The following is a 24,292-nucleotide window of genomic DNA, read 5'->3' on the forward strand; positions in this document are numbered from 1 at the left end:
GGCGGTGAAAGCTTTGCGAATTAAATCTTTACATATCTACCATTACGGGAAATTTTCCAATCGGACCTTTCACTTTTCCGCCTCACCTGTCCAATTAATCTACGGATTAAATGAGGCAGGAAAAACAACGATGATGTCATTTATTGAAAGCATGCTGTTCGGTTTTCCTAAAACGAAAAAATATGAACCGAAAACAGGCGGTGTCTACGGCGGTGTTCTTGAAGCTGAACATCCTGAGTATGGGGTGTTGAAGATCGAACGGACGAAAGGGACTGCCGAAAAGCTGAGAGTGTACACAGAAAAGGGTGAAGTGAAGCAGGGAGATTTTTTAAAGCAGCTGTTCCAGGGTACGGACAGGGCGCTGTACAAAGCCATTTATTCGTTTGACGTATTCGGGCTGCAGGAAATTCACGCCTTTAATCGCGACAAGATTGGGGAGTTTCTGCTGTTTTCCAGCTTGTTTGGCGCCGAGGCCGTCTCTAAACTTGATTCAAGGCTGGCAAAGGAAAGCGAAAGGCTCTATAAACCAAACGGGCGAAATCCTCAATTGAATCAGGAGCTGGAAACGCTTAAGCAGCTGACAGCGAAGCTCAAACAGGCGGAAGCAGAGGAAGCGGGCTATCATCAGCTTCTTGAGGAAAAAAGAACGCTCGAAGTCCGTCTGGCAGCGGCAGAAACTGAATTAAAAGAGGCGGCAGGACATTTCCGAACGATTGAGGGAGCGATTGAGCTGAAGCCGCTGCTAAATGAAAAAGCGGCGCTGGAACAGGCGATTGCTCAATATCCGGAACAGGCAAGACAATTTCCAGCTGACGGACTGCATCAGCTGGAAAAGTATGAATCCCATCTTCACCCGAAATCCGCACAGCTTGAGGCGCTTCGGGTGAAGATGGCAGAACTGGACAAGCAGATGCAAAAGCTTAACCCGGATAAAGAAATATTGGCGAAAGAAACGCTGATACAAGAGCTTTCGGCAGGCTTTCATATGTATCAATCCTGCGGAGAACAGCTCGCCGCCATTCAGGCACAGCTGCGCCAGTCGTCTGCACAGGCAGCGGCCGGGCTGGAACAGCTCAATAAAACGGATGAAAATGAGCTTTTGAATATGAACACGTCATATGACTATGAATGGCAGCTTCAGCAGGCGGTGCAGCAATACGTGCAGGCAAGAGACAGAAAACGGCAGCTTGATGAGACGTTTGAACTTGCCCGGCAAGAGCTGGAAGACGCAGAAAAGGCTGTTCATGCTGCTTCATCCGCCATCCTTGAAAATAGCCATAGAAAAGATAAAGAAGCGGCTCTTAAAGCATATGATGAAGCACAGGGGCAGCATCAGGAGCAAGCGAAGCTGAGAGAACAGCTGAAGTTTTTTGAAAGGCAGCAGGCAAAACAGAAAAAGATTGTTATTGCAGCTGGTATGTTGTTCATCGTTCTATTTCTGCTGCTGCAGCAATGGATTCCCGCCATAAGTATCGGTGCTGCTCTTATCGTGTATTGGCTTGCATCAGGGAAAAAAACACCGTCTTCCCGAAACAGCGGGGAGCCGAGACAGCCAATGACGGACATTTCGCCGGCAGAAGCCGAAGCGCTTCGAGAAGCGTTATGGGAGGATGACCGCAATAAACAGCATCTCATCACACAGCGGGCAGTGCTCCAGCAAAAAGAGACGGCTTATGAAAGGGTCATCCAGCAGTTTGAACAGTGGGAAGCCGATATGACCCCGTCCTTTACTCAGGTCGAGCGTTTTATGAAGGAGCTCGGATTCAAGGAAGATCCGTCTTTTTTGCTTGATGCATACAGCTTAATGAAGGATGTCAAAAAAGAAGTGAAGAAAAAGCATGAGCTGACAATTGAAGCGGGAAGGCTGAAAAAACACCGGCGCACATTCGAAGAACGTGTCAGCAAGCTTATGTCTGAGAATCATAGTGAGAACATCTCTATTTCGGACGCCCTTCACACATTGCAAAAAAACGTTGAACGTGAAAAAGAAATCGAGAAGCAAAAAAAGGGAATTGAAACAGATATTCATTATACAAAGGAGCAGCTGCTGGAGCTGGAGCAAGAAATACAGTATTTTCAAGCCCAGATCGAACAGTTATTTGCCGCGGCGGCTGCGAAAGACAGAAATGAGTTTTGCGCCATTGCAGACATCAGCAGGAAATTGAAGGATACGGAGATCAAATTTCATCACATAAACGCACAGCTTCAAGGCGGACACCCAGAGGAGATTGAACTGGCGGATTCCAATACGCTTACTGAATTGAAAAACAAGCAATTCGTTGAGAATGAAAGAAAAGAACGGCTGACTGAGGAGATCCAACAGCTTCGGAGTCAAATCGCACTGCTCTTCGTCAAACAGGAACAATTAGAGGCGTTGGGATTGGTCTCAGACCTCAAGCTGCAAACGGAAATGCAAAAAGAGCGTGTCAAAGAAACCGCTAAAAAATGGGCCTCAATACAAATGATCAAACAGGTGATCAGAAATAAATTGGAGCGTCATAAAAAAGTCGAGCTTCCGCGCCTTCTGGAGACCGCCGGAGAATTTTTCCGTCCATTGACTGATGGAAGCTACAAGACGATTTATTTTTCTGAAACGGATGATTCCATTATGGTCATGCATTGTGATGGAACTGTTTATCATGCCGAAGAGCTGTCACAAGGGACGTGTGAGCAGCTGTATACAGCGATCCGATTTGCTCTGGCCGTTACACGTCATGATTGGGCCAGGCTACCGTTCCAGCTTGACGACAGCTTTGTCCATTTTGATCAGGAAAGGCTGAAACGTGTATTAGACGTTCTTTATGATTTATCTGAAGGCGGAAGGCAGATTTTGTATTTTACATGCCATGATCATGTTAAAGATGCATTTCAAAGCAGCCAGATCATCCATTTGGTGTCATAAAAGAGGTTCTATAGCTGTAAATCGGTATGTGATATACTGATATTATGTAAGATACGGAGGGAGCTTTAATAGAATGGCTAAAGGGATTATGCTACATGAGGTTGGCGAACAGGTGGACCAATATCTATTGATTAAATCCTCGACGAAAGGGATTGCAAGCAATGGGAAACCGTTTTTAACGCTGATGCTGCAAGACCAGTCAGGTGATATTGAAGCGAAGCTGTGGGATGCCAAGCAAAGTGATGAAGTGACCTATGCGCCGCAGACGATTGTGAAGGTCGTGGGGGATGTTCATCATTACCGCGGGCGCACCCAGCTGAAGCTGAGAAATATCAGGCCGGTAAGTGAGCATGAAAACGTCAATATTGATGATTTTTTAGAAACCGCGCCGATTCCGAAAAATGAAATGATGGATACCATCACTCAATATATATTTGAAATGAAAAATCCGAATATCCAGCGGATCACAAGGTTTTTAGTCAAAAAACACGAAGCTGAATTTATGGATTATCCGGCGGCTACGAAAAACCACCATGAGTTTGTCTCAGGTTTAGCGTATCATGTCGTCTCTATGCTGAATCTGGCGAAATCCATTGCAGATTTATATCCGTCTCTTGACCGTGATCTGCTTTATGCCGGTGTTATCCTGCATGATCTTGGAAAAGTGAAAGAGCTGTCCGGCCCTGTTTCTACTTCCTATACGGTCGAAGGCAATTTGCTTGGCCATATTTCGATTATGGTCACAGAGCTGTCAAAAGCGGCTGAGGAGCTTCAAATCGATTCTGAAGAGGTATTAATTCTTCAGCACTTAATTTTAAGTCACCACGGCAAAGCAGAATGGGGCAGCCCGAAACCGCCGATGGTGAAAGAAGCGGAAATATTACATTATATAGACAACCTGGATGCGAAAATGAATATGATGGACAGAGCGCTTGAGCGCGTGAAGCCGGGCGAGTACACTGAACGTGTATTTGCGCTGGAAAACCGTTCCTTTTATAAACCGACTTTTCACAAATGAACAAAAAAGGACTGATGCTGATACATACAGGTCAGTCCTTTTTTATGCGCTTTTGCCGCTCATAACTCGTCTCATTTCCGCATATGGTTAAGAATAAAGAATCTATGCAGAAGGGGGAGGAACCCGTGTTATTTTTTCCATGGTGGGTGTATCTTTGTATTGTAGGCATCATTTTCAGTGCATATAAACTTGTGGCGGCAGCCAAAGAGGAAGAAAAAGTAGACCAGTCCTTTATTGAAAAAGAAGGGCAGATTTATATGGAGAGGATGGAAAAGGAGAGAGAACGCCGCAGTTCTCAGCAGCATGACGAAGAAAATCCAAACCATTCTATTGCATAAAAAAAGCTGTGCAGCTCAATGAGCGTGCACAGCTTTTTTTATTATTTAGAACTGTTTGAAGATGAAGAAGTGCTGCTGCTTGTAGAAGATGTATTGAATGTGTCTTTCAGTTCTTTATCTTTTACTTCGATGTCAGCTTTCTTCATGACTTTTTGAACAGCTTCCTGAACGGCATTGTTGTCATTTAGTTTTTGTTCAAGCACTTCAGATTTCAGCTCTTTTTTCATATCTTCGTATTTACCGCGTTCTTCTGTCTTTTTAATGATGTGATAGCCGTATTGTGATTTTACAGGATCACTGACTTCACCTGTTTTTAATTTGAATGCAGCTTTGCTGAATTCAGCCACCATACCGTCTTTTGCGAACCAGCCAAGGTCCCCGCCTTTTGAAGCAGAGCTGTCTGTAGAGTATTCTTTCGCAAGGTCTTCAAATTTCTCGCCTTTTTTCAGCTTTTTCTCTACTTCTTCAGCTGTCTTTTTATCAGCGACAAGGATGTGGCTTGCACGGATTTTGCCTTTTAAGCCTTCCCAGTACTCTTTGATATCGGCATCTGTTACTTTGATGTTATCTTTAGCGGCTTTTTGTGTCAGTAATTCATATTTTACTTGCTCTTTAAGGTAATCTTTTCCGTATTGGTCTTCGAGGGCAGTATATTGATCGCCAAGCTGTGATTTGTATTCTTTCAGCTTGTTGTCAATTTCTTTATCTGTAACTTTATATTTCTTGTCTAATACTTTTTCTTGCACCAGCTGTGTCAGTACGCTTGCGCCAGCTGTTTTCTTCATGTTTGTGTAAAGCTCGCCTTTTGTTACATCGCCTGCGTCTGTTTTTGCGATGACTTCTTTGTCCCCGCCGCTGCAAGCACTGAGAGCGAGGATGCTTGTAGCGGTAATAGCTGCTATTGCGATTTTCTTCATGGTTTTCAAACACTCCTAATCATTCCAAATTAAATTGCCTATGCGTATCATAACATATTGTGGCTTTCTGTAAAAAGATTTTAAATAAAGGGCATTCGTCTAGTCAAACTTTTGCTGATGACATACTTATATATTGATCAAGAAAAGGAGGTATGTAACATGAGCGGAGGATACTCTAACGGATTCGCGTTGCTCGTAGTACTGTTCATTTTGCTTATCATCGTAGGTGCAGCTTACATCTACTAAGCAGCCCGGGGATCGCTTGCACGATAAGCGATCCTTTAGTTTCACTAGCGCCTAATCGTTTCAATCATGAATTGCATAAGATGTAATTGGTAAATAAAGCTTTTTACAGGAGGTGCTTTTCAAGATGGGTGAAGTATTTGCAGGCGGTTTCGCTTTATTGGTTGTTTTGTTCATTTTATTGATTATCATCGGCGCTTCTTGGCTGTACTAATCAAAATAAGAAAGCATAGCTGCTTAATCAGCAGCTATGCTTTCTTTCATATTTACACAGTAAAGGAGATCTCCACAAACGAAGAGATCAGTAAAATTAATATAGATACATTAATAAATCGGAATACCTTATCTTGCCGCTCTTCAGGAATCTCTCTGACAAGGCATAATGTATTGGTGAGCCTGTTTATGAAATATAAAATAAACACGGCAGCCACGATAAAATAGAATAAAATGATGGGAGATTCCCCCTCTCTCTGAACTGTCCCATATTACATTACCAAATATTTATTAAAAAAGATAGAATGCAAATTGAAAAATCGCCACTAGCGCCAAGGTTTGACTACTTTTCAACAAGAATATCCAAGCCGTCCTCTTCCTGATCAATAAAACAGGCTTTCGGCGCTTGCATCAGCTTGAGAGCCAGCAAAAAGTCAGGCAGACAGTAGCCGGCATGAATGCCCGAAATCATGCAGAAATAATGGGCGTGATTCGGAAATGCCAGCGCGGCGTAAAACAATACAGGCGTAATCAGCAAAAACGGGCTTACGAGCGAAATCAGCATTGTTGTTTTTGGTATTCGTTTCCATGTACGCATGCGCAATATGTAAAACTTTTTTTCTATTTTTCTTTTTTTGCAGATGATTGGCAGGACATGGATGACTTTATGTACAAATAAAATAACGACGAGCAAACCGCCGAATAAAGGTACATATTCATCGCTTAAGCTTGTGCCAGGCCGCAGCAGCTCAAATGCTAAAAAGGTAGATATAAAAACCAAAATCATAAAACATACAGCAGTTAATATTATGCGAACGGCACCATAATCCTTCATGAGATTTATGGTCTTCCAGCAATTCATCAAAGTCATCCTTCCATACATCTTGAATAGAATCTCAAAATAATTTACTCCTCCCAAGAGAAAAAATCAATGCTTTTTAAGAAAAAATATCGTGTAGCAGGTATTTTTTTGAAACAAGCAAACAAACTGCGAAATATGGGGTTAGAACTTTCTTCTCAGTGAATTATCAGCTAAAATAAGATTAAAGATAGAAAGAAGTGGTGTGGATGGATTCGATGGATCATCGCATTGAGCGATTAGAATATTACATACAATTATTAGTGAAAACAGTAGATATGGACAGGTACCCCTTCTATGCGCTTCTCATTGATAAAGGGCTGAGCAAGGAAGAAGGGGAAGAGGTTATGAGGATTTGCGATGAATTGTCAGAAGAGCTGGCAACACAAAAAGCGCAAGGATTTGTAACTTTCGATAAGCTCCTTGCGCTTTTTGCCGGACAGCTGAATGAAAAATTAGATGTTCATGAAACGATTTTTGCCCTGTATGAGCAGGGGCTTTATCAAGAGCTGATGGAAGTGTTTATCAACATCATGAAGCACTTTGATTAACTGTTTACAGGTTCGAGCTCTTCTGCTGGTTCATCCGCAGCACTGTCCTTTGCTTTTTTCTTCAGTTTTCCGTTTACGCTTTCAAAGTCATTGTCAATATTGGTGAGTGACGTTTCGAAAATTTCCATAAAATCATCGCCGTAGATATGGCGTATCATACACATCATTTCTGCCACTTCAGGGAATTTTCCGAATAAATGATACAGAGGCTGTGACCCTTTAAAAACCGCATTGCGAGTCGGATCAAATTCCTCAAGCAGGCTCCAGAATACCTCAGTGCCTTCCTCAGTCAATTGAACGTATGTGTTCCGTTTATCATTCAGCCGTTTAGAGAACCTTAAATATCCTCGTTCTTCCAGCTTTTTTGAAAAGTTGAATGCGGTTGATACGTGCATGACCCCGAATTTCGCGATTTCAGAAATAGAAGCTCCATTCAATTGATACGCAATCCATAAAATATGATGCTCATTAATATTCAGGTCATACGGTTTGAGCCATTGCTGCCAATCCTTCTCAATTGATTTCCAAAGAGCCTTGCTAAGCTGAGCCATTTTCTGGGTGAAGACCAGAGCCTCTTTCACATCATAGGGCGGTTCCACTCGATTCATTACGTCACCTGCTTCTCTTTTTCTTTTTCTCTATTATGCCAATAAAATAAAGATTAATAAAGATGAAAATTTAAGAATTTTTTAATAAATTCACAATCCATTGCGGTGAGAGGCTTTTTCGGCAAAAAAAAATGCGGGTCCAAGTTTGGCCCGCATTTTTTTCTTTTGAATAGGATATTAGTTTTGTAAGGTTTTCTCCAGCTGTCTGATTTTCTCTTCGATATCAGCGATTTCTTTTTGCAGATCCTGCTGGTGAGGCTTGATCTCTTCCTGCCATTTTTTAATGGACGTTTGGAGCTCGCCGCTTACGTCTTTAATGACATCCGTGCTTTCTTTTGCCGCTTTGATCAGCTGGTCTTTTAACGCAAGCCCGTCTGATTTTAAGCGTTTGATCGTTTCTTCAAAAGAATCATAATTGGTTTTCATTTTTTCACGCAGCTGCTTTCCTGAGGAAGGTGCAGTAAGAAGAACTGCTGCTCCTCCGATGATGCCGCCTACGAATAGTCCTGTTAATAGAGAACGTCCGTCCGCCATTACAATCACCCCGTCTTTTTCTTGAAATAAGATTCATTCAGCATTTTTCATTTTTGTTGAAAGCCTGAACTTCTATACATAGCTTGCTTTATTTTAGCATATTTTTTAAGTAAAAAGGAGGGAGAAGGTTGTCTGTCTTTATGATTGTGTTATCCTGCATCACCCTTGCCTTCGCTTCAGGCGCTGTTTATTATATCAGACTTCTCAGCCAGGCTGCTTCTTATCCGCCCAAGAAGGTTATCCGGCAGAAAGCGCTTGTTTGTTCAACCGGAACCGCCTTTACACTATGTCTTATCTTTTTCACAAAACTCTTTGCTTAAAACATGCTGACATGCTGCGGGCTCTTTGTCGAAAAAACCTCTCCCGGAAGCGGAAGAGGTTTTGGGTGACAATTATTTAGCAGCTTCCATAAAACTGGAACGTCTTAAGATGGTTTGCACGATCGGATAAATAATGATCATGGCGATGGTATTCAGCACAGTGGCAGGCAGAACAACAGCCGCGAACAATGCGGTGAAACTGCCAGGCAAACCGACGATCAATAGAGCTGACGTTAAAAATACAATTCCCGATAAGATGGTCCCGATCGCTGTCAGCACTGCTGCTGCACCTGTTTTTTGGCTCCTTCTGAACAAAAGGAACAGGGTGAAGAACAGATACGCTGACACGGGTTTATCGATGATGTTAGGAATCTGTCCGGCTGGGAATGCTGTTGTAAGCGCGGAGATGATTCCAGTCACAATCCCGATGACGAGTACGTTTTGCACCCGCGGGAACAGCAGGATGCCCATGAACATCATGATCAGCATCATATCTGGTTTCATGCCGCCTAAAAAGGGCGGAATAATGGAATGAAGCGCTGCGCCGATTGCGGCAAACAGAGCCATAGTGACTAACTCTTTTGTTTTCATATCTATGCTCTCCTCTGCTAAGCTTTTTGCCCTCCAATAATATGCTCGTCATTTATTGCGAAGGCTTAAAGAATGTGATATGCAAACAGTATACCAAACGAACGGTTTGCATAGCCAGACTTTTTACTCATTTTCCTGCTGGAATTTCTTCATGAACGCAGCTAATTTTTCACAGTCTTCGAGAGATACCGCGTTATAAATAGAAGCGCGGCAGCCTCCTACTGAGCGGTGTCCGCCAAGGCCAACCATTTTTGCTGCTTTTGCTTCCTGAACGAATGTTTTTGTTAATTCGTCATCACGAAGCGTGAAGGTAACATTCATGCGTGAGCGGCTGTCCTTTCTGGCATGCCCTTTATAGAATCCGTTGCTTTCATCAATACAGCTGTAGAGAACCTGAGCTTTTTGTTCATTGCGCTGTTCAACAGCGTCCACACCGCCGTTTTCCTTCAGCCATTCCAGAACAAGGCTCAGCATATAAATCGCAAATGTCGGCGGAGTGTTGTAGAGTGAGTCCGCTTTGACATGCGTTGAATATTTCAGGATTTTTGGAACGTTCGCATTTTCACTTTGCAGCCAAGTTTTTTTCATGATGACAACTGTCACACCGGAAGGGCCGAGGTTCTTTTGAGCGCCTCCATAGATCACGTCAAACTTGGACACATCGATTTTTCTGCTCAAAATATCGCTGGACATGTCAGCTACGAGCGGAATTGGGGAATTCGGGAATTCCTGCCACTGTGTGCCGAAAATCGTATTGTTGGACGTGATATGTAAATACGCACCGTCTTTTACATCTGAAAGGTCAACCTCCGGAATAAAACTATAATTATCTGCTTCACTTGTAGCTGTGACAGACGTATTTCCGAACAACTTCGTTTCTGCCAGTGCTTTTTCAGACCATGCGCCGGTCATCACAAAATGCGCGGTTTTTTCGGGTGTTAAAAAGTTCATCGGAAGCATTGAGAATTGAAGGCTTGCCCCGCCTTGAAGAAACAAAATATCGTAATCTTCCGGGATGCCCATCAGTTCAATTAAAAGGCTTTTCGCTTTTTGGTGCACCGCTTCATACTCTTTGCTGCGGTGGGAAAGCTCCATAACGGACATGCCGGATTCGTTAAAATCAATAAATTCTTTCTGTGCTTTTTGCAGAACTTCCAATGGCAGCGCTGCAGGACCTGCGTTAAAATTCGTTGTACGTTCCATCATGATCTCTCCCTGTTTTCCACGTTAATGTATAAAATAATACAATTATCCTATCACAAAAATTCAGTTTTTTGATAAAAAATTAGAATAATCAAAAGAAATTGACGGATGTTTGCGAAATGTTCACAAATAAAAAACCTCATCTTATGATGAGGCCAGGCGTTTTGCGATAGAGGAAGAAATGTTCTGCAGATCCTCCGGTTTGTAATCATCAGCATGTGTTTTCCAAACCGCTCCGAATCCGTCTCCTTTTCCGTAGCGCGGGATGATATGCATATGATAATGAAAAACAGATTGTCCTGCTTTTTCGCCGTTATTGTTCAGCGTATTTAAGCCGATCGGTTCAAATTCATCCCGGATGGCACGGGCGATTTTCGGAACGGCGTGAAAATATTGTTTTGCTAATTCATCCGTAAATTCATACACATTTTCGATATGTGTTTTCGGAATGACAAGCGTGTGTCCCTTTGTCACTTGGCTGATATCAAGGAAGGCCAGCACATGTTCATCTTCATACACCTTTGCGGACGGAATGTCGCCGGCGATAATTTTACAAAAGATACAATTCTCTGCACTATGCATGAGGGTTCCTCCTTATGAAATTGTTTAGTATGTATACACTCATCGTACCACAGAAATGCAGAAAATAGAAAACAGGATGAACGGCGAGCGTTCACCCTGAATGCAGAGGAAGAGCTTATATGAAGAAAATGTGATATGCCTTTGGTAAGCACCTCATTTGTCAATAAAATGAAGACTTGTTTAATGCCTAACGATTCCTGCGATAAACACCTCATTTGACAATTTGCTTCATAGATGAAGAATTCATCAATTCAGTGAAGAGAAATGGTTTGAGCATTGGACATGTTTATTTTCTATCCAACTGTATCTAAGACGTCTTTGACAAACACCTCATTTTTCAGTTGATATGCTTTTCCTCTACGACCATTATGATGTCCAGAAAACTGTCTCTTTATGACAGCAAATTCATCATTTGTTAAAAGGGAATTGTTTCAAATCAGGCCTTGTTTTTGGTACTATGAAGAAAAACAATATAAGGGGAGAAACTATGTCTCTGCTATCGGTAAAAGACTTAACCGGCGGATATACAAGAAATCCGGTTTTAAAAAATGTATCATTCACCCTTGAACCGAATCAAATTGTCGGCTTAATCGGGCTGAACGGTGCGGGTAAAAGTACAACAATCAGACATATTATCGGGCTGATGGACCCGCACAAAGGATCGATCGAATTAAACGGGAAAACCTTTGCTGAGGATCCGGAAGGCTACCGCTCACAATTCACCTATATACCCGAAACACCTGTTTTATATGAAGAGCTGACGCTGATGGAGCATCTTGAATTAACAGCCATGGCATACGGCCTGTCAAAAGAAACGATGGAGAAAAGGCTGCCGGCGCTTTTAAAGGAATTCCGAATGGAAAAGAGGCTGAAGTGGTTCCCGGCTCATTTTTCCAAAGGAATGAAGCAGAAGGTTATGATTATGTGCGCATTTTTGGCAGAGCCCGCGCTCTACATTATTGATGAGCCTTTTCTAGGGCTTGATCCGCTTGCGATTAACGCACTGCTTGAGCGAATGAATGAAGCGAAAAAAGGCGGGGCGAGCGTCCTGATGTCAACACACATTTTGGCAACGGCAGAACGCTATTGTGATTCGTTTATTATTTTACATAACGGCGAGGTGCGGGCGCGCGGCACGCTGTCCGAGCTGAGAGAGCAGTTTGGAATGAAGGACGCGGCGCTGGACGATTTGTATCTTGAGCTTACAAAGGAAGACGCTGGCCATGAATAATATGCTTGATATTTGGCAGTCGCGGCTGCAGGAGCATATCAAAGAAACAAGAACGTACATGAAATATATGCTCAACGATCACCTCGTCATTGTTTTGATCTTTTTTCTCGCGGGCGCTGCAAGCTGGTACAGCAAATGGATACGGGACATTCCCGCTCACTTTCCGTCCTTCTGGGTGATGGCCGTGCTGTTTTCGCTCGTGTTGACAAGCTCTTATGTGCGGACGCTTTTAAAGGAGGCTGACCTTGTCTTCTTATTGCCGCTTGAAGCGAAAATGGAGCCTTACTTGAAGCAGGCGTTTGTCTACAGCTATGTGTCTCAGCTGTTTCCTCTTATTGCACTGAGCATCGTTGCAATGCCGCTGTATTTTGCCGTCGCACCGGGAGCTTCGCTCGCATCGTATGCGGCAGTATTTGCACAGCTTTTGCTTCTGAAAGCGTGGAATCAGGTGATGGAATGGCGTACGACCTTCCAGAATGACCGAGGCATGAAACGGATGGATGTGATCATTCGCTTTGCGGCGAATACGCTCGTTCTTTATTTTGTGCTCCAATCTGTTTATATGTATGCGATTGTGGTCTATGTCATTATGGCTGCTCTTTATCTGTATATGTCTTCCTCAGCAAAACGGAAAACGTTTAAATGGGAGAGCCATATTGAGTCCGAATTGAGACGGAAGCAGCGTTTCTATCGGATTGCCAACCTGTTCACTGATGTGCCGCATTTGCGGAAGCAAGCGAAACGGAGAGCCTATCTCGACTTTTTGCTGCGGCTCGTGCCGTTTGAACAGCGCAAAACGTTTGCCTACATGTTCACCCGCGCCTTTTTGCGTTCAAGTGATTATTTGGGCATTCTCGTCAGATTAACGGTCATTTTCGCGCTGATTATTATGTATGTGTCGGCAAGCCCGCTCATTGCAGGGGTTTTGACTGTGTTTACCATTTTCATTACGGGTGTTCAGCTTCTGCCGCTGTTCGGCCATTTTGACCATCTGGCGCTTCAAGAGCTTTACCCTGTGACAAAAGAAACGAAGCTGAAAAGCTATTTCTCTCTATTAAAAACTGTACTTAGCGTTCAAGCGCTGCTGATGTCTGTTGCATCTGCCTATGCTGCCGGCATGACAGGTTTTCTGTACGCGCTGATCGGTTCTGCCGTTCTGATTTTTGTTGTTCTGCCGTCTTATATGACAACCAGACTGAAAAAACATGGCAAGCTGTGAGCTTAAAAAAGGGGTAGGTCAAATGACAGACAATCAGCTGCTGCTGCAGGAAGCCCTTCAATGGAAAATGCATTTTTTGCGAAAGGATTCCATGTTTGAACGCTTTTCGAAGCGTGTGCAAACGAAGGTGAATGAGCGGATTCCTGAAAAAATCCATACGGTCGTCACCGAGAGCGTGAAAAAAATGGTGGGAGCGACGATGGCCGGCTCCAATATTATCACCTATAAGAAGGATACAAGCACACTGTCGCTCAGTGAAAAAAACGAACTGGCGAAAAAAACAATTGTTTCTTATCAGAAGGTGGCAGCTGCTGAGGGAGTCGGCACCGGAGCTGGCGGCATTTTTTTAGGCATTGCCGATTTCCCGCTGCTGCTTTCGATTAAGATGAAGTGTTTATTTACTTTATCCTCAATTTATGGCTTTGATGTGAAGGATGCACAAGAAAGAATGTTCTTGCTGCTCGTGTTTCAGCTTGCGTTTTCGAGTGATGACTGCCGCAAATCGCTTTTTTCTGTCATTGAAAATTGGGAGACGGAGAAAAAGAGCATCGACTGGAGAGTGTTCCAGCAGGAATATCGCGATTATATCGACGTCGTGAAGCTTTTTCAGCTTTTGCCGGGAGTAGGAGCGGCAGTCGGCGGTATTGCCAATTATAAGCTGCTTGCTCAGCTTGGCGAGACGGCAAGACACGTTTTTCATCTGAGAATAGTAAAGAAAACAGCCGGAGAATAAACACTCCGGCTGTTTTTTTATAGCATATGATATGTGATCGCGGCACCCGCAAGCACCTTGGCCGCTGTCAGCATTGCTTTTTCATTGATGTCAAATTTCGGATGATGGTGGGAATAGACTCGTTCTGGCTGTTCAGGAGCGGCACCTGTAAAGAAAAAGGTGCCTTTGACGTTTTGTAAGTAATAAGCAAAATCCTCACCGCCCATTTGCGGTTCACCGTCAATGACGTGCTGAACGCCCTCAGTGTTCTTTGCGATGCTGACCAAGTGGCTTGTTTCTGCAGGATGGTTCACAACTGCCGGATAGCCCCGTTCATAGTTGTACTCATAGGACGCGCCGTGCATAGTTGACACTCCTTTTACAACTGCTTCAATTTCTTTCTCCAGCATGCTGCGGACATTTTCGTCAAAAGAACGCGCTGTGCCGATGAGTGTCGCTTGGTCTGCGATAACATTAAACGGGTTGTCGGCGATGAAAGAGCCTGTCGAAATAACAGCGGATTGAATCGGATTGACTTTGCGGCTGACAATGTGCTGCAAAGAGGAAACGATTTGCGAGCCGATCAGGACGGCGTCTTTTGTATCATGCGGATGAGCGCCGTGACCGCCCTTCCCGTGAATGTTGATCGTAAATCGGTCTGCCGCCGCCATCACGGCGCCGGGGCGGCAGAGAATGGTTCCGAGCGGCTCAGTCGCCCAAAGATGCGTGCCGAATATCACATCCGCGTTTTCGAGACAGCCGTCATCAATCATTGGCTTTGCGCCTCCCGGATAATATTCTTCCGCATGCTGGTGGATCATCACAAACGTTCCCTTCAGCTCATGTCTGTTTTGGTGAAGGATCTTCGCCACTGCGAGAAGAGCTGCCGTATGGCCGTCATGGCCGCACGCGTGCATAACGCCTGGCACCTTGGAAGCGTAAGGAACATCTTTTTCATCTTGAATGGGGAGGGCGTCAAAGTCGGCCCGCAAAGCGACGGTAGGGCCGGGTTCGCTTCCTTCTATATATGCTAAAATCCCTTTGCCGCCGACATTCGTGCGGATCGGAGCTCCTAACGATTCATAATAGGAAGCAATAAAGGCGGCGGTTTTTTCTTCTTGAAACGAGAGCTCAGGATACATATGAAAATGGCGCCTGATCTCGACCATTTCTTCAAAACAGCTGTCGAGCTGTTTGTTAATCTCTTTCTGCAGTGTGGATATGGACAAAGCCGCTTCCCCCTTTTCTATGCTTTTCCATGATTGTATAGAAAAAGTCTGAATATTTCAACTTACTTTCAAAGCAGAACCATGGCTGCGATGGTTGTCACTGAAAGGCCGATCACGACGGGGATAAAGTTTTTTCTGGCAAGCTCAAAAGGATCAACTTTACAAATGGCTGCAGCGGGAATCAGCGCCCATGGGACCAGTGTTCCGCCGCCCACCCAGATGGCAGATATTTGACCGAGTGCGGTTAGAACGGCTGGATCAGCATGAAGAGCGGAGGAAAAGAGCTTGGCGATAGAGCCGGCGAGAGAAATACCTGAAAACCCTGATCCGTCTAGGCCGGTTATGGCCCCAGCTGCAGTTAAGGCAGCGGCGGCAAGCTCCTTTGACATGGGCATCGTATGGGATAAAGCGATGCCAAGATCATTGACAATTCCGTGGGAACCTTTAGGGAGTGAAGTGCCCAGTATGGTTTCAAATCCTGAGTCACCTAGGTAGAAGAAAGCTGCAATCGGGATGACGGGGCCGAAAACCTTAAAGCCGAACTGGAATCCGTCAATGAAATAGCCAGTGATTTTTTCAAGTCCTTTTTGCTTATACACGAGAAAATGAACGATCATGAGGATGCAGATCGCAGACCCGCCAATTAACGCGGTCGCATCATTTCCCTGAAGGTTAAACAAGAGCATGCAGGCGATATCAGCAAGAAAGACAAGCGGAATCAAAAGAGCCAGTGTGGATCGCAGACGTTTTGGCAAGTACATCGAGGTGTTTTGTTCCTCAGAAAGTACGGGGGTAAAAGAAGCTGGACGTAACTGTTTTTTGCGTTCGCGCTGAATCATGAGACATGCCGCAGTCGTTGTGGTCACGCCCATAATGAGCACAAGAGGAATGCTGGCCGAAACGACATCACCGACTGGAATGCCTGCTGCATCTGCTGTCAGCTTTGGTGCCGCCTGAATGACAAAATCTCCTGACAGGGCAAAACCGTGGCCGAATAAGTTCATGGCCATGGCGGCGGCAATAGGCGGCAAACCGGCGCGGGCGGCTGCCGGAAGCAGGACGGCGCCGATCAAAGCGACACCTGGAGAAGGCCAGAAGAAGAGAGAAATGGCGAACATCAGGCCGCCAATCAGCCAGTAGGCGATTACAGGACCTTTCACAAGGCGTATAAAGGGAGAAATCATCGTTTCATTTATCCCTGTTTTCGTTAACAAATCACTCATCGAAACGATAAAGCAAATGATGAAAATCGTGGGCAGCAGTTCGCCAGCCGCGTAGATAAAGCTGTGGAATAAACTGCTGACAGAAGCTGAAAGTGAATGGCTGGCCCATAATGATATGATAAAAATGCCGAATAAGGAAATAAAGGTCGTATCTTTCCGCAGCAGCATAAATAGGATAATCGCCCCGATAAAAAACACATAAAGAACATGGACAGACAAAATCCCGATTTCCATCATTGATCACTCCTTCCGCTTCCTACAGATTATTCATAGGCGGGCGGAAGGTGCCGGGACAGAAGGCAGGGTTATGATGGAAGATGAACATTGATCTGTTTTAGCTGTTCAATCAAATGATGCTGCAACACTCTGTTTGCTTTTTGCTGATGTTCCGGGAAGCATTCAGGTGAAAAAATGACGCTCCCATCAGCAAGCCAGTTTTTTCTGTAGGCGGCAATGCTTTCCGAGGGTTCGAAATATGAACCATCCTCGCGCTGCATCTCGTAATCGTCAAATCTGAACTGAAAACCGCAGCACGGGCAGATTTCATAGGAATAATTCCCTTCCCTATCATATGCCGGTTCAGTCAGTCCCTTAAACCCGCAGACTGGGCAAGTATACTTCATTTTGCTTTCCTCAAATAAATAAACTGCCGGACATGCCGGCAGCTATTCGACAGCGAAATATGTGGTGACATACGAAGGCCGGGAGAAGATTGACGTTGTGTCAACTCCGGCAGACGTGCCGCGTTTTTTGTGGGCTTCTTTGTATGAATCTGACTGCTGCCAGTCTTGAAAGGCTCTTTCGGTTTCCCACATGGTCAGAATGACATAGGTGTCACTGTCAAGCGGACCCAGTACGCGAATCGCTTCAAAACCAGGCTCGTTTTCGACTTTTCCCGCTCTGTTTTTAAATCTGTTTTCAAACAGCGGACGTCCTTCCTGAGTGACGGCAATATTGTTCAATACTGCAAAACCGGGATGCTTCATCTCTCCGACTTGGTCAATGACTTCATAAGCGTGGGGTGCCTGGAAAACTGTATCTCCGTTTGTTTCGTGGATCAAAATTGCGTTTTCCTGCCCCTGCATCAAAAGGATATTTTCTGAGGGATGCTTCTTTACGATCGTTTTTAAAAAATCGGCTGTCCCATATGTAATATAAACCTTCATATCAGCCACCTCCTGCTTGCTAGTATATCAAAACAATGGTATAAGTTTCTATTGGCGAGTGCTTCGAACATAATTCCAAACAATTTTTCCCATACTACCTTTAGAAAGGCGAGGTGAGTTTATGTTTAAGGTAAAGAAAAAGAAACTATTTATACCGATCATTATTTTAGTGTTAACTGCTTTTCTCGCTTTAATAGGATATATTTCAATTATTTTTCTCGGGCATTATGTCATAGATGAAAAGAAGCTGATTCTTCATGCCTCTTCTAAAATTGTGGATCAAAACGGAGATGAGGTTGCAAGCCTCTATACAGAAAATCGTGAGCCGGTCTCGATCAATGAGATTCCGAAGCAGGTCAGAGAAGCGTTTATCGCTGTTGAGGATAAACGGTTCTATGAGCATCACGGCATTGATGTGAAATCTGTCGGAAGGGCAGTGTACCGCGATATATTAGCAGGCGGAAAGGTGGAAGGCGGAAGCACGATCACCCAGCAGCTTGCCAAAAATATTTTTCTGACACATGACAAAACGTTTTTAAGAAAAACAAAAGAAGTGATCATTGCGATCAACCTTGAACGGGATTACAGCAAGGACAAGCTGCTGGAAATGTATTTGAATCAGCTTTACTTCGGACATGGGGTCTACGGCATACAAGCGGCATCTCACTATTATTTTAATAAAGAAGTAAAAGATTTGACTGTATCCGAAGGGGCGGTTTTGGCCGCTATTCCGAAGGCGCCTTCTACGTATTCTCCTGTTTTGCATCCTGATAAAAATAAGGAGCGGCGTGATACGATTCTCGGCATGATGAATGACCAAGGCTACATCAGTGCGAAAGACGCTGTCAGCGCGCAGGGCCGAACGCTTGGGCTGCACGTAAAGAAACAGTCGGAAACTCCCTGGTTTGACAGCTATATTGACCTTGTGATTGAAGAGGCGGAGGACAAGTACTCGATTTCCGGAGAGCAGCTACTTCAAGGCGGATACACGATCAAGGTGCCGCTTGATTCCAAGCTGCAGAAGATGGCTTATCAGGTGATGAAGCAGGGAAGCTATTATCCTGGAACAGATCAAAATGCTGAAGGAAGCGCGGTCTTTATCAATAACAAGACAGGCGGTGTGGAAGCGGCGATCGGCGGAAGAGATTACACATCCAAAGGATATAACCGCGTCACAGCTGTCCGCCAGCCGGGTTCCACATTTAAGCCGCTAGCAGTATACGGACCGGCGATGCAGGAAAAGAAATTTAAGCCATATTCTCTATTGAAGGATGAACTGCAATCCTACGGAGATTATACGCCGAAAAACTATGACAGCCGGTATGAGGGCGAAGTGACCATGTCTGACGCCATTACGTACAGCAAAAACGCGCCGGCTGTCTGGACGCTGAATGAGATCGGCGTCGAAACAGGAAAATCTTATTTGAAAGCAAACGGCATTGATATCCCTGATGAAGGCCTTGCCCTCGCTCTCGGCGGCTTGGAAAAAGGCGTTTCACCGCTTCAGCTTGCCGGCGCGTTCCATACATTTGCAGCGAATGGAATGTATACTGAGCCGTACTTTATTTCTAGCATAATGGATGAAGACGGAGAAACAATTGCCGATCATAAAGAAGAAGGAAAGCGGGTATTCAGCAAGCAGACGTCCTGGAATATGACAAGAATGCTGCAGCAGGTGGTCAAAAAGGGAACGGCCACGTCCGGCACCTATCACGGAGACCTGGCGGGAAAAACCGGTTCTACGTCTTATACAGGCGTCTCCGGCGCGACAAAGGACGCCTGGTTTGCCGGCTATACGCCGAAAATAACCGGAGCTATCTGGATGGGCTATGACAAAACGGATCAAAACCATTATTTAAAAGGCGGCAGCGCGTATCCGACGAGACTGTTTAAGGATATTTTGACACAGGCAGGAGAAACCGGTTCTGTGTTTACAAAGCCTAAAAACGTCAAAGAACTGGAAAGCCCGATTGAGCTGGAGCCGGTCAAAACACTGACAGCGGATTACACATTTAAAGCTGCGGGACTGTTTACCATTGAATTAAAATGGAATGCCCAAGAGGATGATCGGGCTGTATACAGAATTTATGTAAACAAGGACGGTAAGGAGACGCTTCTTGATTCAGTTGAAGGAAAGGGAAGCTATGAAATCCCTTATGCCAACTTGTTTTCGGGCGCTTCTTATAAAATTGTGCCTTATAATACACAGACAAAAAGAGAAGGGGAAGGAACCGATTACGTTCAGCCTAAATTGTTTTCCTCTTAATGGAATTCGGCGATTTTTTGAACTTTGAGCCTCATTTCTATACCATTTGCCCAAAACGAGGTATAGTGTAATAAGTCAAGAAATACGAACGTATGGTTGCAGTATGAAAGGTGGAAATCAGATGAGTAAACGAGAAACGTTTAACGAGACGTTTTTAAAAGCTGCACGGGGAGAAAAAGCGGATCACACGCCTGTATGGTATATGAGACAAGCAGGGCGCTCACAGCCGGAATACCGTAAGCTGAAGGAAAAATACGGATTGTTTGACATTACACATCAGCCCGAACTATGTGCCTATGTCACAAGACTGCCGGTTGAGCAATACGGTGTCGATGCTGCAATCCTTTATAAAGATATCATGACTCCGCTGCCGTCAATCGGTGTGGATGTTGAAATCAAAAACGGGATCGGGCCTGTGATTGATCAGCCGATCCGGTCTCTGGCGGACATTGAAAAACTCGGCCAGATTGATCCGGAACAGGACGTGCCGTACGTGCTTGAGACGATTAAACTGCTTGTCAATGAACAGCTGAACGTCCCGCTCATCGGTTTCTCAGGTGCGCCTTTTACACTGGCAAGCTATATGATCGAAGGCGGTCCGTCTAAAAATTACAATAAAACAAAAGCCTTCATGTACAGCATGCCGGATGCATGGAATCTGCTGATGTCCAAGCTTGCCGACATGGTAATCGTGTACGTGAAAGCGCAGATTAAGGCAGGCGCAAAGGCGATTCAAATCTTTGATTCGTGGGTCGGCGCGCTGAATCAGGCAGATTACAGAACATACATCAAACCCGTAATGAACCGGATTTTTTCAGAGCTTGCGGAGGAGAATGTGCCGCTGATTATGTTTGGCGTCGGTGCAAGCCATCTGGCAGGTGATTGGCATGACCTTCCGCTCGATGTGGTCGGGCTCGATTGGAGACTCAGCATTGATGAAGCCAGATCAAAAGGCATCACCAAAACAGTGCAGGGCAACCTGGACCCGTCCATTTTGCTTGCGCCATGGGAAGTCATTGAGAAGAAAACGACGGAAATACTTGATCAGGGCATGAAATCGGACAGCTTCATTTTCAACCTTGGACACGGAGTATTTCCTGACGTCAGTCCTGAGGTTTTGAAAAAACTGACAGCATTTGTCCATAAATATTCACAAAACAAAAAAATGGGTCAATATTCCTAAGCATATCTTTTGGTATCATGATGATATCCTGTCAAAATGTTTGTATCAGATCATTAAAGAGGGTGTAAACAGTGAGTAGAAAGAAAATGGGGCTTCTCGTTATGGCGTACGGCACGCCTTATAAAGAAGAAGATATCGAGCGTTATTATACACATATCAGAAGAGGCAGAAAGCCTGAGCCTGAAATGCTTCAAGATTTGAAAGACAGATACGAAGCAATTGGCGGCATTTCACCGCTTGCCAAAATCACAGAAGAGCAAGCGCACAAGCTTGAACAGCACTTAAATGAGATTCAGGACGAGATTACATTTAAAGCATATATCGGGCTGAAGCATATCGAGCCGTTTATTGAAGACGCTGTGGCCGAGATGCATAAGGACGGCATTACAGAAGCAGTCAGCATCGTGCTGGCACCGCATTTCTCCACGTTCAGCGTGCAGTCCTACAACAAACGTGCCAAAGAAGAGGCTGAAAAACTTGGCGGCTTAACGATTACGTCTGTTGAAAGCTGGTACGATGAACCGAAGTTCGTGAAATACTGGGTTGACCGAGTGAAGGAAACATATGCGTCAATGCCTGAGGATGAAAGAAAAAACGCGATGCTCATCGTATCCGCACACAGCCTGCCGGAAAAAATCAAAGAATTTGGAGACCCGTACCCGGATCAGCTTCATGAATCGGCGAAATTGATTGCTGAAGGCGCAGGCGTTTCCGAATATGCGGTCGGCTGGCAAAGTGAAGGGAACACGCCTGATCCTTGGCTCGGACCTGATGTGCAGGATTTAACACGTGATTTATTCGAACAAAAAGGCTATCAGGCATTTGTATATGTCCCTGTCGGATTTGTCGCGGATCATTTAGAAGTGCTTTATGATAATGATTATGAATGCAAAGTGGTTACTGACGATATCGGCGCAAGCTATTACCGCCCGGAAATGCCAAATGCAAAGCCGGAATTTATTGACGCATTAGCAACAGTTGTATTAAAAAAATTAGGACGTTAAAGAAGGCGATGAACATGAATGACGGCAAAAAACATGTAGTCATCATCGGCGGCGGCATTACCGGTTTAGCCGCCGCCTTCTATATGGAAAAAGAAATCGAAGAAAAAAATCTGCCGCTTGAGTTGACACTTGTTGAGGCAAGTCCGAGAGTCGGCGGGAAAATCCAGACTGTCAAGAAAGACGGCTATATCATCGAAAGAGGGCCTGACTCATTTCTGGAACGGAAGAAAAGCGCTCCGCAGCTTGTCAAAGATGTAGGGCTTGAGCATTTGCTTGTCAACAATGCGACCGGGCAATCCTATGTGCTTGTAAACCGCACCCTGCATCCGATGCCAAAGGGTGCCGTGATGGGGATCCCGACAAAAATTGCGCCGTTCGTTTCAACCGGCCTATTTTCTTTGTCTGGGAAGGCAAGAGCCGCTATGGATTTCATCCTGCCTGCAAGCAAATCAAAAGACGACCAGTCATTGGGAGAATTTTTCCGCAGACGTGTCGGAGATGAAGTGGTCGAGAATTTAATCGAGCCGCTCCTATCAGGCATCTACGCAGGCGACATTGATAAACTCAGCCTGATGTCGACATTCCCGCAATTTTACCAGACGGAACAAAAGCACAGAAGCCTGATCCTCGGCATGAAAAAAACAAGGCCTCAAGGCTCCGGCCAGCAGCTGACGGCTAAAAAACAAGGGCAGTTTCAGACTCTGACAACCGGTTTGCAGACCCTTGTAGAAGAGATTGAAAAGCAATTAAAGCTGACGAAGGTGTACAAAGGCACAAAAGTGACCAAGATCAGCCGCGGCGGCACTGGCTACTCGCTTGATCTGGATAACGGCGTCACACTTGATGCTGAATCAGTGATTATGACTGCTCCGCATAAAGCGGCTGCGGGAATGCTTTCTGAGCTTCCTGCGATTTCTCATTTGAAAAATATGCACTCTACATCCGTGGCAAATGTCGCCTTGGGCTTCCCTGAAGGCGCTGTCCAAATGGAGCATGAGGGGACGGGCTTTGTCATTTCAAGAAACAGCGATTTCGCGATCACAGCCTGTACGTGGACAAACAAAAAATGGCCGCACGCAGCGCCGGAAGGCAAAACGCTGCTTCGGGCATATGTCGGAAAAGCCGGAGACGAATCCATTGTCGATCTCTCAGATAACGACATTATCAACATTGTGTTAGAAGACTTAAAGAAAGTCATGAACATAAACGGGGAGCCGGAAATGACATGTGTCACGCGCTGGCATGAAAGCATGCCGCAGTACCATGTCGGCCATAAGCAGCGTATCAAGGAGCTGCGAGAATCACTGGCCTCCGCATATCCGGGTGTCTACATGACAGGCGCTTCTTTTGAAGGTGTCGGTATTCCCGACTGCATTGATCAAGGAAAAGCTGCGGTGTCTGACGCGCTTACCTATTTATTCAGTTAAAAACCTCCGCTGTATGGCGGAGGTTTTTTTTATTGTGCAATGTCAATATTGAGTAAAAAAATGATTGAATTGATTAGCAGGTTATGATACATTTGCATATGTACTTAATGACTAAAATGTTCAAACGGTCAGTTTCGAGGTGAATACAATGTCAATAGATCGAAAAAAGCTCATTTTGGAGGCGGCCACAAAGTCTTTTACGCAGTTCGGGTATAAAGCGACGACAATGGATCTTGTGGCAAAGCTTGCGAACGTGGGGAAGGGAACCATCTATACTTTTTTCAAAAACAAAGAAGAGCTGTTTGACGAGATTTTCACTACTTTATTGAAGGAAATGAAACAAAAAGCGGACGAAGCGATGGAGCCGAACCTTCCGTTCCATGAAAATGTACACAGAGCGCTGTTTGCCATTCTGGAGTTCAGGAAAACACATCAGCTGACGATTAAAATTTTCCAAGAGAATGCCGAGATTGGTACAATGGCTGTTCAGGAAGTGATCCAGAAAATGGAGCGAGCCATACTGTCTTATATCAAAAGTAAAATTGAAGACGGGATCAAAAGCGGCGCAATCAAGCCGTGCGACCCTGAGCTGACAGCCTTTGTGATGCTGAAGCTTTATATCGCGCTCATTTTTGACTGGGAAAAACAACACCCCCCGCTTGATAAAGAGACAATTGCGGGACTGCTTGAATTGTATGTTGTCAAAGGATTGTCAGCGAACTAGATAATCCTTTCTCTTTGCAAGAAAATGAC

General features: G+C 44.8%; 26 protein-coding genes and 1 pseudogene. 15 read left to right on the top strand and 12 right to left on the bottom strand.

What is annotated here, in order from left to right:
• Positions 1 to 4: 4 nt before the first annotated feature.
• The 3 genes from LWH95_RS13590 (at position 5) to yhaL (ending at position 4,258) form a co-directional block, all read left to right on the top strand.
• On the top strand, positions 5 to 2,902 hold the full coding sequence (locus tag LWH95_RS13590; RefSeq protein ID WP_232919769.1) for an ATP-binding protein: 2,898 nt from the start codon (positions 5 to 7) through the stop codon (positions 2,900 to 2,902).
• Positions 2,903 to 2,975: 73 nt separating this feature from the next.
• Positions 2,976 to 3,920, top strand: coding sequence for a 3'-5' exoribonuclease YhaM (yhaM, locus tag LWH95_RS13595; RefSeq protein WP_019257939.1), 945 nt, complete (start codon positions 2,976 to 2,978; stop codon positions 3,918 to 3,920).
• Positions 3,921 to 4,045: 125 nt separating this feature from the next.
• Complete coding sequence (yhaL, locus tag LWH95_RS13600) at positions 4,046 to 4,258, top strand: sporulation protein YhaL (RefSeq protein ID WP_003239506.1); 213 nt, start codon at positions 4,046 to 4,048, stop codon at positions 4,256 to 4,258.
• Positions 4,259 to 4,299: 41 nt separating this feature from the next.
• On the opposite strand, the gene prsA is transcribed toward yhaL, so the two are convergent.
• Positions 4,300 to 5,175 (bottom strand): peptidylprolyl isomerase PrsA, encoded by an 876-nt coding sequence (prsA, locus tag LWH95_RS13605; protein ID WP_232919770.1) that lies wholly within the window; start codon positions 5,173 to 5,175, stop codon positions 4,300 to 4,302.
• A gap of 159 nt (positions 5,176 to 5,334) precedes the next feature.
• Between prsA and yhzE1 the strand changes: the two genes are divergently transcribed.
• Both yhzE1 and yhzE2 read left to right on the top strand, forming a co-directional pair.
• The gene (gene yhzE1, locus LWH95_RS13610; protein ID WP_003327753.1) at positions 5,335 to 5,421 is read left to right on the top strand and encodes a sporulation protein YhzE1; all 87 of its coding nucleotides are present in this window, start codon (positions 5,335 to 5,337) and stop codon (positions 5,419 to 5,421) included.
• A gap of 124 nt (positions 5,422 to 5,545) precedes the next feature.
• Positions 5,546 to 5,632 (top strand): sporulation protein YhzE2, encoded by an 87-nt coding sequence (gene yhzE2 / locus LWH95_RS13615; RefSeq protein WP_003155248.1) that lies wholly within the window; start codon positions 5,546 to 5,548, stop codon positions 5,630 to 5,632.
• Positions 5,633 to 5,684: 52 nt separating this feature from the next.
• Here the strand turns inward: yhzE2 and LWH95_RS13620 are convergent, their stop codons facing one another.
• Together LWH95_RS13620 and LWH95_RS13625 are read right to left on the bottom strand one after the other, a co-directional pair.
• The gene (locus LWH95_RS13620) at positions 5,685 to 5,867 is read right to left on the bottom strand and encodes a hypothetical protein (RefSeq protein WP_024571667.1); all 183 of its coding nucleotides are present in this window, start codon (positions 5,865 to 5,867) and stop codon (positions 5,685 to 5,687) included.
• Between the two features lie 107 nt (positions 5,868 to 5,974).
• Positions 5,975 to 6,493 carry a DUF3267 domain-containing protein gene (locus LWH95_RS13625; RefSeq protein WP_232919771.1) on the bottom strand — a complete coding sequence of 173 codons (519 nt, stop codon included), beginning with the start codon at positions 6,491 to 6,493 and terminating at the stop codon, positions 5,975 to 5,977.
• Positions 6,494 to 6,699: 206 nt separating this feature from the next.
• Between LWH95_RS13625 and LWH95_RS13630 the strand changes: the two genes are divergently transcribed.
• Entirely contained in the window at positions 6,700 to 7,041 is a 342-nt protein-coding gene (locus LWH95_RS13630) for a YhaI family protein (protein WP_133488072.1), read from the top strand.
• On the opposite strand, the gene LWH95_RS13635 is transcribed toward LWH95_RS13630, so the two are convergent.
• Together LWH95_RS13635 and LWH95_RS13640 are read right to left on the bottom strand one after the other, a co-directional pair.
• Complete coding sequence (locus LWH95_RS13635; RefSeq protein WP_003239501.1) at positions 7,038 to 7,649, bottom strand: HTH-type transcriptional regulator Hpr; 612 nt, start codon at positions 7,647 to 7,649, stop codon at positions 7,038 to 7,040. The genes LWH95_RS13630 and LWH95_RS13635 overlap by 4 nt on opposite strands.
• 177 nt (positions 7,650 to 7,826) lie before the next feature.
• The gene (locus LWH95_RS13640) at positions 7,827 to 8,183 is read right to left on the bottom strand and encodes a YtxH domain-containing protein (protein ID WP_003239500.1); all 357 of its coding nucleotides are present in this window, start codon (positions 8,181 to 8,183) and stop codon (positions 7,827 to 7,829) included.
• Positions 8,184 to 8,311: 128 nt separating this feature from the next.
• On the opposite strand from LWH95_RS13640, the gene LWH95_RS13645 reads away from it, so the two are divergent.
• Positions 8,312 to 8,503 carry a hypothetical protein gene (locus tag LWH95_RS13645; protein WP_003239499.1) on the top strand — a complete coding sequence of 64 codons (192 nt, stop codon included), beginning with the start codon at positions 8,312 to 8,314 and terminating at the stop codon, positions 8,501 to 8,503.
• A 72-nt stretch (positions 8,504 to 8,575) separates the two neighbouring features.
• Here LWH95_RS13645 and LWH95_RS13650 read toward each other — a convergent pair whose 3' ends face one another.
• The 3 genes from LWH95_RS13650 to LWH95_RS13660 form a co-directional block, all read right to left on the bottom strand.
• Entirely contained in the window at positions 8,576 to 9,094 is a 519-nt protein-coding gene (locus tag LWH95_RS13650; RefSeq protein ID WP_232919772.1) for a tryptophan transporter, read from the bottom strand.
• A gap of 123 nt (positions 9,095 to 9,217) precedes the next feature.
• Complete coding sequence (gene serC / locus LWH95_RS13655) at positions 9,218 to 10,297, bottom strand: 3-phosphoserine/phosphohydroxythreonine transaminase (protein ID WP_232919792.1); 1,080 nt, start codon at positions 10,295 to 10,297, stop codon at positions 9,218 to 9,220.
• Between the two features lie 144 nt (positions 10,298 to 10,441).
• Entirely contained in the window at positions 10,442 to 10,879 is a 438-nt protein-coding gene (locus tag LWH95_RS13660) for an HIT family protein (protein ID WP_003239494.1), read from the bottom strand.
• 487 nt (positions 10,880 to 11,366) lie between these two features.
• Here LWH95_RS13660 and ecsA point away from each other — a divergent pair, with 487 nt between their 5' ends.
• Genes ecsA through LWH95_RS13675 form a run of 3 tightly spaced genes read left to right on the top strand, consistent with a single transcriptional unit; the run spans position 11,367 to position 14,062 of the window.
• The gene (gene ecsA, locus LWH95_RS13665; protein WP_003239493.1) at positions 11,367 to 12,110 is read left to right on the top strand and encodes an ABC transporter ATP-binding protein EcsA; all 744 of its coding nucleotides are present in this window, start codon (positions 11,367 to 11,369) and stop codon (positions 12,108 to 12,110) included.
• Positions 12,103 to 13,329: an ABC transporter permease EcsB gene (gene ecsB / locus LWH95_RS13670; protein WP_232919773.1), complete on the top strand. Its 1,227-nt coding sequence runs from the start codon at positions 12,103 to 12,105 to the stop codon at positions 13,327 to 13,329. The genes ecsA and ecsB overlap by 8 nt, the downstream gene beginning before the upstream one ends.
• A gap of 22 nt (positions 13,330 to 13,351) precedes the next feature.
• A complete protein-coding gene (locus LWH95_RS13675; RefSeq protein WP_232919774.1) occupies positions 13,352 to 14,062 on the top strand; it encodes an EcsC family protein in 711 nt (236 codons plus the stop codon).
• A 17-nt stretch (positions 14,063 to 14,079) separates the two neighbouring features.
• Here LWH95_RS13675 and sndC read toward each other — a convergent pair whose 3' ends face one another.
• The 4 genes and pseudogenes from sndC to hmoB form a co-directional block, all read right to left on the bottom strand.
• Positions 14,080 to 15,270, bottom strand: a complete 1,191-nt coding sequence (gene sndC / locus LWH95_RS13680; protein ID WP_232919775.1) for an N-acetyl amino acid acetylase SndC — start codon at positions 15,268 to 15,270, stop codon at positions 14,080 to 14,082.
• A 68-nt stretch (positions 15,271 to 15,338) separates the two neighbouring features.
• Positions 15,339 to 16,730, bottom strand: a complete 1,392-nt coding sequence (locus LWH95_RS13685; protein WP_232919776.1) for a hypothetical protein — start codon at positions 16,728 to 16,730, stop codon at positions 15,339 to 15,341.
• Between the two features lie 68 nt (positions 16,731 to 16,798).
• Positions 16,799 to 17,116, bottom strand: a pseudogene (locus LWH95_RS13690) (hypothetical protein).
• Between the two features lie 42 nt (positions 17,117 to 17,158).
• The gene (gene hmoB, locus LWH95_RS13695; protein ID WP_133488057.1) at positions 17,159 to 17,659 is read right to left on the bottom strand and encodes a heme-degrading oxygenase HmoB; all 501 of its coding nucleotides are present in this window, start codon (positions 17,657 to 17,659) and stop codon (positions 17,159 to 17,161) included.
• Positions 17,660 to 17,780: 121 nt separating this feature from the next.
• Here hmoB and LWH95_RS13700 point away from each other — a divergent pair, with 121 nt between their 5' ends.
• The 5 genes from LWH95_RS13700 to LWH95_RS13720 all read left to right on the top strand — a co-directional run bounded on the left by LWH95_RS13700 (position 17,781) and on the right by LWH95_RS13720 (position 24,263).
• On the top strand, positions 17,781 to 19,925 hold the full coding sequence (locus LWH95_RS13700) for a transglycosylase domain-containing protein (RefSeq protein ID WP_148982659.1): 2,145 nt from the start codon (positions 17,781 to 17,783) through the stop codon (positions 19,923 to 19,925).
• 121 nt (positions 19,926 to 20,046) lie between these two features.
• Positions 20,047 to 21,108, top strand: a complete 1,062-nt coding sequence (gene hemE, locus LWH95_RS13705) for a uroporphyrinogen decarboxylase (protein WP_060398298.1) — start codon at positions 20,047 to 20,049, stop codon at positions 21,106 to 21,108.
• Between the two features lie 71 nt (positions 21,109 to 21,179).
• Positions 21,180 to 22,112, top strand: coding sequence for a ferrochelatase (gene hemH, locus LWH95_RS13710; RefSeq protein ID WP_119913627.1), 933 nt, complete (start codon positions 21,180 to 21,182; stop codon positions 22,110 to 22,112).
• A 14-nt stretch (positions 22,113 to 22,126) separates the two neighbouring features.
• Positions 22,127 to 23,539 (top strand): protoporphyrinogen oxidase, encoded by a 1,413-nt coding sequence (gene hemY / locus LWH95_RS13715; protein WP_032732155.1) that lies wholly within the window; start codon positions 22,127 to 22,129, stop codon positions 23,537 to 23,539.
• Positions 23,540 to 23,687: 148 nt separating this feature from the next.
• Positions 23,688 to 24,263 carry a TetR/AcrR family transcriptional regulator gene (locus LWH95_RS13720; RefSeq protein ID WP_014479348.1) on the top strand — a complete coding sequence of 192 codons (576 nt, stop codon included), beginning with the start codon at positions 23,688 to 23,690 and terminating at the stop codon, positions 24,261 to 24,263.
• Positions 24,264 to 24,292 lie beyond the last annotated feature (29 nt).

It is taken from the genome of Bacillus sp. G16, assembly GCF_021282335.1.
GTDB lineage: Bacteria > Bacillota > Bacilli > Bacillales > Bacillaceae > Bacillus > Bacillus inaquosorum.

Excerpts from the sequence above, each read along its gene's own strand:
- LWH95_RS13630 (WP_133488072.1), top strand. The coding sequence starts at position 6,700 with ATGGATTCGATGGATCATCGCATTGAGCGATTAGAATATTACATACAA.
- LWH95_RS13650 (WP_232919772.1), bottom strand. The coding sequence starts at position 9,094 with ATGAAAACAAAAGAGTTAGTCACTATGGCTCTGTTTGCCGCAATCGGC.
- hemY (WP_032732155.1), top strand. The coding sequence starts at position 22,127 with ATGAATGACGGCAAAAAACATGTAGTCATCATCGGCGGCGGCATTACC.
- prsA (WP_232919770.1), bottom strand. The coding sequence starts at position 5,175 with ATGAAGAAAATCGCAATAGCAGCTATTACCGCTACAAGCATCCTCGCT.
- yhaM (WP_019257939.1), top strand. The coding sequence starts at position 2,976 with ATGGCTAAAGGGATTATGCTACATGAGGTTGGCGAACAGGTGGACCAA.
- ecsB (WP_232919773.1), top strand. The coding sequence starts at position 12,103 with ATGAATAATATGCTTGATATTTGGCAGTCGCGGCTGCAGGAGCATATC.
- LWH95_RS13675 (WP_232919774.1), top strand. The coding sequence starts at position 13,352 with ATGACAGACAATCAGCTGCTGCTGCAGGAAGCCCTTCAATGGAAAATG.
- LWH95_RS13685 (WP_232919776.1), bottom strand. The coding sequence starts at position 16,730 with ATGATGGAAATCGGGATTTTGTCTGTCCATGTTCTTTATGTGTTTTTT.
- LWH95_RS13625 (WP_232919771.1), bottom strand. The coding sequence starts at position 6,493 with ATGAATTGCTGGAAGACCATAAATCTCATGAAGGATTATGGTGCCGTT.
- ecsA (WP_003239493.1), top strand. The coding sequence starts at position 11,367 with ATGTCTCTGCTATCGGTAAAAGACTTAACCGGCGGATATACAAGAAAT.
- LWH95_RS13635 (WP_003239501.1), bottom strand. The coding sequence starts at position 7,649 with ATGAATCGAGTGGAACCGCCCTATGATGTGAAAGAGGCTCTGGTCTTC.
- yhzE2 (WP_003155248.1), top strand. The coding sequence starts at position 5,546 with ATGGGTGAAGTATTTGCAGGCGGTTTCGCTTTATTGGTTGTTTTGTTC.
- LWH95_RS13660 (WP_003239494.1), bottom strand. The coding sequence starts at position 10,879 with ATGCATAGTGCAGAGAATTGTATCTTTTGTAAAATTATCGCCGGCGAC.
- hmoB (WP_133488057.1), bottom strand. The coding sequence starts at position 17,659 with ATGAAGGTTTATATTACATATGGGACAGCCGATTTTTTAAAAACGATC.
- yhzE1 (WP_003327753.1), top strand. The coding sequence starts at position 5,335 with ATGAGCGGAGGATACTCTAACGGATTCGCGTTGCTCGTAGTACTGTTC.
- serC (WP_232919792.1), bottom strand. The coding sequence starts at position 10,297 with ATGGAACGTACAACGAATTTTAACGCAGGTCCTGCAGCGCTGCCATTG.
- LWH95_RS13700 (WP_148982659.1), top strand. The coding sequence starts at position 17,781 with ATGTTTAAGGTAAAGAAAAAGAAACTATTTATACCGATCATTATTTTA.
- hemE (WP_060398298.1), top strand. The coding sequence starts at position 20,047 with ATGAGTAAACGAGAAACGTTTAACGAGACGTTTTTAAAAGCTGCACGG.
- LWH95_RS13720 (WP_014479348.1), top strand. The coding sequence starts at position 23,688 with ATGTCAATAGATCGAAAAAAGCTCATTTTGGAGGCGGCCACAAAGTCT.
- LWH95_RS13640 (WP_003239500.1), bottom strand. The coding sequence starts at position 8,183 with ATGGCGGACGGACGTTCTCTATTAACAGGACTATTCGTAGGCGGCATC.